The sequence below is a fragment of the Streptomyces olindensis genome (assembly GCF_040645895.1).
Classification (GTDB): Bacteria; Actinomycetota; Actinomycetes; order Streptomycetales; family Streptomycetaceae; genus Streptomyces; species Streptomyces olindensis.
Genome location: NZ_JBEYZD010000099.1, coordinates 21136 through 27851, shown reverse-complemented (window position 1 = coordinate 27851; position 6716 = coordinate 21136). Strand labels below are relative to the sequence as shown.

Sequence of the window (6716 nt, the reverse complement as noted above, 5' to 3'; positions counted from 1 at the left end):
GGTGCGTGGCACTGCGCGCCCACCTGCTGCACGGCGCCCGCTACCGGCGGCTCGCCCTGGTCGACCCGGTGGCCCTGGAGCCGTGACCGATGACGGTCGGGGCCTTCGCGGGTCTCTGGTGTGCCGTGGGGTGTACGCAAGATCGCCAGGACGTACCAGGGACCGGGCGTTCAGCGCTGGAGGGGCGTGAGGTGGTCAGCCTCGGCGTCGGTGTCGGCGTCGTCCTCGGTGCAGGTGGCGCTCGACGGCGTCGCCGTGTCCGTGAGCGGGCGGTGGCGGCAGCGGGGGGACTTGCCGTGGGCCTCGGCGCGGATGCGCTGCTTCATCGTGGGGGGCAGGGCCCTGGCGTGGGACCAGGGGAGCGTCGCCGGCGCCGTCCGCTGCTGCGGGACGCTGATGCCGTTGCCCTTCGCGTTGCCGTTGCGCTTCTGCTCGGCCTGCGGTACCGCCGTGGCGGCGGTCGTGGTGATGAATCCGAGCGCCGTGCAGAGGGCGAGGAAGGCGGTGACGATGGCGGTCCACAGCTTCATGACCTTGTTCCGGGCCATGGCCCCTCACTTTCGGGTTGGGCGATTTGCGTACTTTCCTCATGATGTGTATGGGGGTCGAGAAGTGGTGGACCGACGCCCGTGGCGCGGCGATGTTCAGATGAACACCACCCGTATGGGCGCAAGCGGGCGGAAAAGGTGAGAAGAGGGGATGAGATCGGTCGAAGTGACCGTCCGTCGGCGTGTGGTCACCCTCCGATCGGAGCGGCGAACTCCGCTTCTATCCGGGTTTCCCGGACGGGAGTTGGGGGCCGACTCAGGTCACCGATCGGTATCGGTCGGTGTGTATAGTCGGGCGCCAGAGGTCCCCTACGTCAAGGAAAGACGAGGTCGCGCGGTGAAGAAGCTTCTCCTGGTCGCACTGGCCGCCATCGGCGGGCTCCTCGTGTACCGCCAGATCCAGGCGGATCGCGCCGAGCAGGATCTGTGGACGGAGGCGACTGACTCCGTGCCCACGGGTTCCTGAGTCACGACATCCCATACCGAGCACACCCCGGCCGCCCCGCGGTCGGGGTTTTGTGTGTCAAGGGACAGCCGTGGTCCGCGTCGGCGGGGCAGGATGGGCCGCGGTGCAGGGTTTCGCGGGCGCCAGGTTTCTGCGGACGCCAGGTTTCCGTGGTCGACGGTGAGGGGTGGCGCGTGAGGGGACGGTGTCGTACGGCGTGGGGGCGCGGGGGCGCGTGGCGCGGGCGTCCGCCGGTGGCCGTGCGCTTGGCCGTGCGCCTGGGCGTGCGCTTGGGCGTGGTGACGGCGCTGCTGGGAACAACGGTCGCCCTGGCACCGGCCCAGGCCGCCCTGGCCGCCGCCACGGCGCTGACGCCGAGCCCGTACGCCTTCGCCGACGGTGCCCAGAGCATCGAGGGAGCCCGCAGCACCGCGGACGCCCCGCTCCTGAAGCCCGGCACGTCCTACAAGAGCTCCCTCCCGAGCAGCGGCAAGGTCAACTACAGCCTCCAACTCGACGCCGAGTCGAACGCGTACGTCTCCGTCACCGCCGTCCCCTCCCCCGGCAGCACCGTCTCCGTCATCGACGGGATCAAGGTGTCCGTGCAGGACGCCGAGGGCATCTCCTGCTCCGCCGACACCGCGAGCTTCGGCGCCGCCCGCAGTCCGCACCCGATCGCGGCGTGGGGCATGCGCGAGAGGTCGCCCGCCAAGACCCTGTGCCGGAAGGCCGGCACGTACTACGTGTCCGTCGAGCGTGCCGACCCGGACGGCGAGGGCTCCTCGCCGGACGCCTGGGACCTGGAACTCGTCGCCATGACGGAGCCGCCGACCGCGAAGACCGGGGCGACGAGCGCTCCCGAGGTGTGGGACTCCGCCTCGCCCCAGCCGCTCCAGGGGCAGGCAGAAACCCGCCGCGGCGGGGCCGGGTTCGCCACGGCGACCCCCCTGGACCAGGGCGTCTGGCGCGACGACATCCGGCCCGGCCAGACGCTCTTCTACGAGGTGCCGGTCGACTGGGGCCGGCAGCTCCACGTCACCGCCGACCTCGGCAGTTCGGACTCCGCGGGCACCGGCTTCACAGCCGACGCGCTGGACCTGGCCCTCTACAACCCCGCACGCGGCCCCGTCGCCGACATCGGCGTCGGCTACGACGGTGACCAGAAGTCGGGCAGCCTGCCGCCCCTGCCGCCGGTCGACCACGCCAACCGTTACGCCGTCATCCGCCAGGTCGGCGCCGTGCGCTTCGCCGGCTCCTACTACCTCGTCGCCCACCTTTCGGAGAGCGTCGCCGAGAGCTTCGGCGACGGGCCGTTCCCGATGACCCTGCGGGTCCGGCTGAGCGGGGCGGCCCAGGCCGGGCCCGCGTACGCGGGGGAGTCCGCACCGGAGGGCGTCTTCGAGGTCTCGGACGAGGACCGGGAGGCGGCGGCGGAAGGCGTGGCCGCGGGCGACGACACCGCGATGCGGGCGGTCGCCGTGGGCGGGATCGGCACCGGGAGCGCGCTGCTCGTGGGGCTCGGCGTGTGGACCCTGGTGGCCCGACGGCGGGGCGTCGCGTAGGGCGGGCGCCCGGGGTTCGGCGACCGCGTCCGCTCAGATGCGGCTGAGTGCCCAGAAGCCCACCGCGTAGCAGGCCAGGGCGAGCAGCAGCAGCGGCACGGCCACCTTGGCCGGCGGGCCGGGGCGGCGGCGCGGCCGTTCCGCGCGGTGCCGCGTGGCCGTCCGGGGCGGGGGTGCGGTCTGCGGGGACTGTGCGGTGTACGAGGCGGTGGAGGCGTCGGCGCGCTCCTGTTCCGCCGGAGGCAGGGGCCGGCCTGCGTGGTAGCCCTGCGGGACGGCGTAGGGCGGCGGAAGAGGCTGGGACACGGACTGCGGGTACGTCGGGTCGTAGGGGGAGACGGGGGCCTGGTGCTGGGCCTGGAGGTGGGCGTGATGCTGCTGGGCGGGGGAGGGGGAGAGGGAGGGAGACGGGGTGACCGGGGCTTGCGGAGGCGGCAGGTGGAAGCTGCCGGTGTCCGACATGGAGGACGGCTGGGCGGGGGCCGACGGGACGGACGGGGCCGCTGACGGGTCGCTGTCCTGACGGGGATGGGGATGTACGGCCCCCGCGGCAGGGGTGGCGGCCTCTGCCCCTGGGGTGGCGGCCCCGGTGCCCGGGGTGTCGCTCGTGCCGTCGGCGTCGGCGCGCTGCCAGGGGTGCGCGCCTGCCGGAGCCGGGGCGTCCTGCCGGGGCCGCTGCTCGTCGGCCCACGGGCCGGAGTGCACCGCGTCTGCCGCCGGGCCGGACTGCACTGCGCCTCCCGTCGGGCCCGAGTGCGCCGCACCTGCCGTCGGGCCGGACGGCGAAGCCCCCGACGGCGAACCGGACCACTCCGCGCTTGGCGCCGGGCCGGACCACTCCGCGTCTGCCGCCGGGCCGGACCACTCCGCGTCTGCCGCCGGGCCGGACGGCGAAGCTTGCGCCGCCGGGCTGGGCCGCGACGGTCCCGCCACTGGGCCGGATCGCGACGGTCCCGCCGCCGGGCCGGACCGCAACGCCTCCGCCGCCGGATCGGGCCGTTCCGTGCCCGACGTCCGTCCCTGCGGATCTTCTCCCGGTCCCAGCCCCCGCGCTCTCACCAGCGGTCCCTCCGGCGCGAACCCGGTGGGCAGTGGCCCGAGTTGGTCGAAGATCTCGATCAGCTCGTCGTCCGGGCCAGGCTCCGGGAGGAGCTCCGCCGCTGCGGCGAGGGCCTTGCGCGCCCCCGTGGCCGTACGGAACCGTGCCTGCGGGTCCGGCTGGAGGAGCGTGGCCACCACCTGCCACAGCGGCTCCGGGATGCCCTTGGGCGCACCGGGCGTCCCGTGCTCGGCGAAGTACTGGATCAGTGCCTTGCTGTCCGGCTTGGCGCCCTCCAGCAGGTACAGCGCGACCAGCCCCACGGCGAACAGGTCGGCCGGGAAGTCCGGCTCGGCACCCATCATCTGCTCGGGCGCCAGGTAACCGGGCGTCCCCACCACGAGGTTGGTCTCCGTCAGCCGGGGCTCCCCCAGCCGCATCGCGATGCCGAAGTCGGACAGCCGCAGCCGTGGCCGGCCCGTGCCCGTGGCCTCCAGCAGCACGTTCGCGGGTTTCACGTCACGGTGCACGACGCCCTCCGCGTGCACCGCGGCCAGCCCGGACAGCAGCTGGTCGAGCAGGGTGCAGACGAAGGCCGGCGGCAGGGGGCCGTAGTCCCCGACGAGATGGACCAGCGAACCGCCGGCCACCAGGTCCATGGTGAACAGGACCTTGTCGTCGTCGGCGGCCCAGCTGGTGGGGGCGAGCACATGGGGGTGGTCGATCCGCAGGGCCTGTTCGCGGACGAAGCGCAGCAGCGAGTGCGCGTCGCTCTGGAGCAGGACCTTGGCGGCGACATAGCGGCGGCGGCGGTGGTCCCAGGCGCGCCAGACGGCGCCGACCCCTCCGCGTCCGATCGGGTCGACCAGTTCGTACCGGCCGGCGAAGACCTCACCCATGGCTGTACGTCGCTCCTCCCCCTGCGGTTTCCCCCCTTGCTTCCCCCTCGACGGGTGGTACGACTCCCCGCCGGGCGGAACGACTCCCCCGATGAGCGATACACATCCCCCTGGCGTCGACCGGTCCCCCGTACGGCACACGCCCCCACGTGCCCGTCCGTACCGCGACGCGACCCCCGTAACTCACCTCGTGCCCGCTGCCGAACCCCCTTCGGCGCCGGGCGGCGGGATCAGCTCTGGTGGGACTGGTAGTGCGCGACCGCGTCCGAGGTGCGGCCCGCTCCGTACACCCGGAGGAACTCTGCCAGTTCCGGGTGGCTCGGGGCGAGGGTGTCCGCGGCCTCGATGATGTCGCCCGCCGCCGCGACCGAGCGCAGCAGCGACTGGATCTCGCGGACGACGCGTTTGACCGTGGGCGCCCCCGAACTGCTCGTCGTCTGCGTGGTGTTGCTGAGCACGGAGCCCCCCTGTGACTTCTTGATCTCCTCCATGCGCTCGGTGGCCTCGGCGGCGCTCACGCTGCCGTCCGCGACCTGCCCCGCCAGGTCCTGCAGCAACTGCACCCGCTGCACCACGGCCGGGTTGCCGATCTTCGCCCGCTGACCGCTCATCAGCTGCGACAGCATCGGCGCGGACAGTCCCAGAACCCCCGCGAGACGAGCCTGGTTGAGACCAAGATCGTCGATGAGCCTACGGAAGAGCGCCCCCAACGGCTCCCCGTACCAGTTCCGCTGCAGTTCCCGCGCTCTTGCGGTCGCTTCCTGCTGTGCGGCGTCCATTGCGTCTCCCCATCGCTTCCCCATGTACGGCGGTTCGCGGTAGCGAACCACGCCGAGCATCTTACGGAGAGTGGTCGGCGACGGGGACCCCCAATCTTTTTGCGGAACCACGGGGGTGACCCGGTACTCTGGTCTCCGACGCTCGCCGGTACGCGTTTTCTTCCGGTCGGACGTCCTCTTCCGGGGCCTTAGCTCAGTTGGTAGAGCGCTGTCTTTGCATGGCAGATGTCAGGGGTTCGACTCCCCTAGGCTCCACCCTCGGAAATGCCCTCCGAACTGCGGAAACGCGGTGCGGAGGGCATTTTTGCGCGTGCCGCCGGGGGCGGTCAGGCGTGGTGGTCGGCCAGCGCCGTCAGCCTCTCGCCCGCGGCGCGGGTCAGGGGGTGGTTCTCGCCGAGCTGCGTGCGGTAGCCGTTCAGGCAGCGCCGGAGCAGACGCACGGCCTCCTGCTCGCGGCCGTCGCCCCGGGCGAGGAGGACGGAGGCCAGGTTCTCCCGGGTGCGGTGGGTGTCCAGGTGCTCCTCGCCCAGAGCCCGGGCGCAGCCGGCCAGGAGGGTACGCAGCAACGACTCCGCCTCTTCGACGCGGCCTAGGTCGTTCAGCACCTTGGCCAAGTTGTGTCGAGTGCTGAGCGTGTGCGGATTGTCCGGACCCGAGCGGCGCTCCTGTTCGGCCAGGACGGCTCGGAACTCGGCCTCGGCCCCTTCCCGCTTGCCCTGGAGATAGAGGGAAGTCGCCAGGTTTGCCCGGACGTCGACCAGGGGGTGCTCGTCGTCCTCGCGCGGTCCACTGGTGCGCAGCAGACGACGGAAGATGGTCTCGGCCTCCGCCGGCTGTGCCATCTCGAGCAGGGACACCGCGAGATTGTGCAGGGCGGTCCGGGTGTCCGGGTGATCCTCGCCGGGCTTGCGTGTGCGGTGGTCGACGACATGCCGCCACAGGGCCGCCGCTTCCGGGCCGCGGCGCAGTGTGCTCAGCGCCTGGGCGAGGCCGCAGGCGGCGGACAGGGTGTCGGGGTGCGCCGGGCCGAGGTCCCGCCTGCGGGTCTCGAAGACGTACCGCCACGTCTCCTCGGCCGTCGCGGGCTGCCCGTCGACGTGCAGCAGGGCCGCGCACTCCGCCATGACGGCCAGCGTCTCGGGGTGGGTCTCGCCGAGGGTGTCGGCCTTGGTGCTCGTCACCTGCCGGAAGAGATCGAGCGCCTGGGCGCGGTGTTCCGGCTTGCGCGCGAGGACGACGGCCAGTCGGTGTCCCACCTCCACGGTCTCGGGGTGGGAAGGGCCGAGCCGCTCGATGCGCTCGTTGAGCATCAGGGGCAGCAACTGCTCGGGCGCCAGCCGGATCTCGATGGTCTGCCGCGGGGCCGGTTCGCCGCCGCCCCGCCGGAACAGGTTCTTCAGTTTCATGGATCCCCCCGCCGCTCCTGACACGCAGAGTGACACGG

At 72.7% G+C, this 6716-nt stretch carries 6 protein-coding genes and 1 tRNA gene; 3 read left to right on the top strand and 4 right to left on the bottom strand.

What is annotated here, in order from left to right:
- Nucleotides 1-170 precede the first annotated feature (170 nt).
- Nucleotides 171-548: a DUF6344 domain-containing protein gene (locus ABZ948_RS37560; RefSeq protein WP_359767389.1), complete on the bottom strand. Its 378-nt coding sequence runs from the start codon at nucleotides 546-548 to the stop codon at nucleotides 171-173.
- A gap of 337 nt (nucleotides 549-885) precedes the next feature.
- Here ABZ948_RS37560 and ABZ948_RS37555 point away from each other — a divergent pair, with 337 nt between their 5' ends.
- Together ABZ948_RS37555 and ABZ948_RS37550 are read left to right on the top strand one after the other, a co-directional pair.
- Nucleotides 886-1014 carry a DLW-39 family protein gene (locus tag ABZ948_RS37555; protein WP_003999697.1) on the top strand — a complete coding sequence of 43 codons (129 nt, stop codon included), beginning with the start codon at nucleotides 886-888 and terminating at the stop codon, nucleotides 1012-1014.
- 233 nt (nucleotides 1015-1247) lie between these two features.
- Nucleotides 1248-2555 (top strand): hypothetical protein, encoded by a 1308-nt coding sequence (locus ABZ948_RS37550; RefSeq protein WP_359767387.1) that lies wholly within the window; start codon nucleotides 1248-1250, stop codon nucleotides 2553-2555.
- 33 nt (nucleotides 2556-2588) lie between these two features.
- Here the strand turns inward: ABZ948_RS37550 and ABZ948_RS37545 are convergent, their stop codons facing one another.
- Nucleotides 2589-4493: a protein kinase domain-containing protein gene (locus ABZ948_RS37545; RefSeq protein ID WP_359767385.1), complete on the bottom strand. Its 1905-nt coding sequence runs from the start codon at nucleotides 4491-4493 to the stop codon at nucleotides 2589-2591.
- A gap of 230 nt (nucleotides 4494-4723) precedes the next feature.
- Complete coding sequence (locus ABZ948_RS37540) at nucleotides 4724-5272, bottom strand: helix-turn-helix domain-containing protein (protein ID WP_030244913.1); 549 nt, start codon at nucleotides 5270-5272, stop codon at nucleotides 4724-4726.
- Between the two features lie 182 nt (nucleotides 5273-5454).
- Between ABZ948_RS37540 and ABZ948_RS37535 the strand changes: the two genes are divergently transcribed.
- Nucleotides 5455-5527 (top strand) — tRNA-Ala (locus ABZ948_RS37535).
- A 71-nt stretch (nucleotides 5528-5598) separates the two neighbouring features.
- Here the strand turns inward: ABZ948_RS37535 and ABZ948_RS37530 are convergent.
- Nucleotides 5599-6678, bottom strand: a complete 1080-nt coding sequence (locus tag ABZ948_RS37530; protein ID WP_359767383.1) for a tetratricopeptide repeat protein — start codon at nucleotides 6676-6678, stop codon at nucleotides 5599-5601.
- Between the last annotated feature and the right edge of the window lie 38 nt (nucleotides 6679-6716).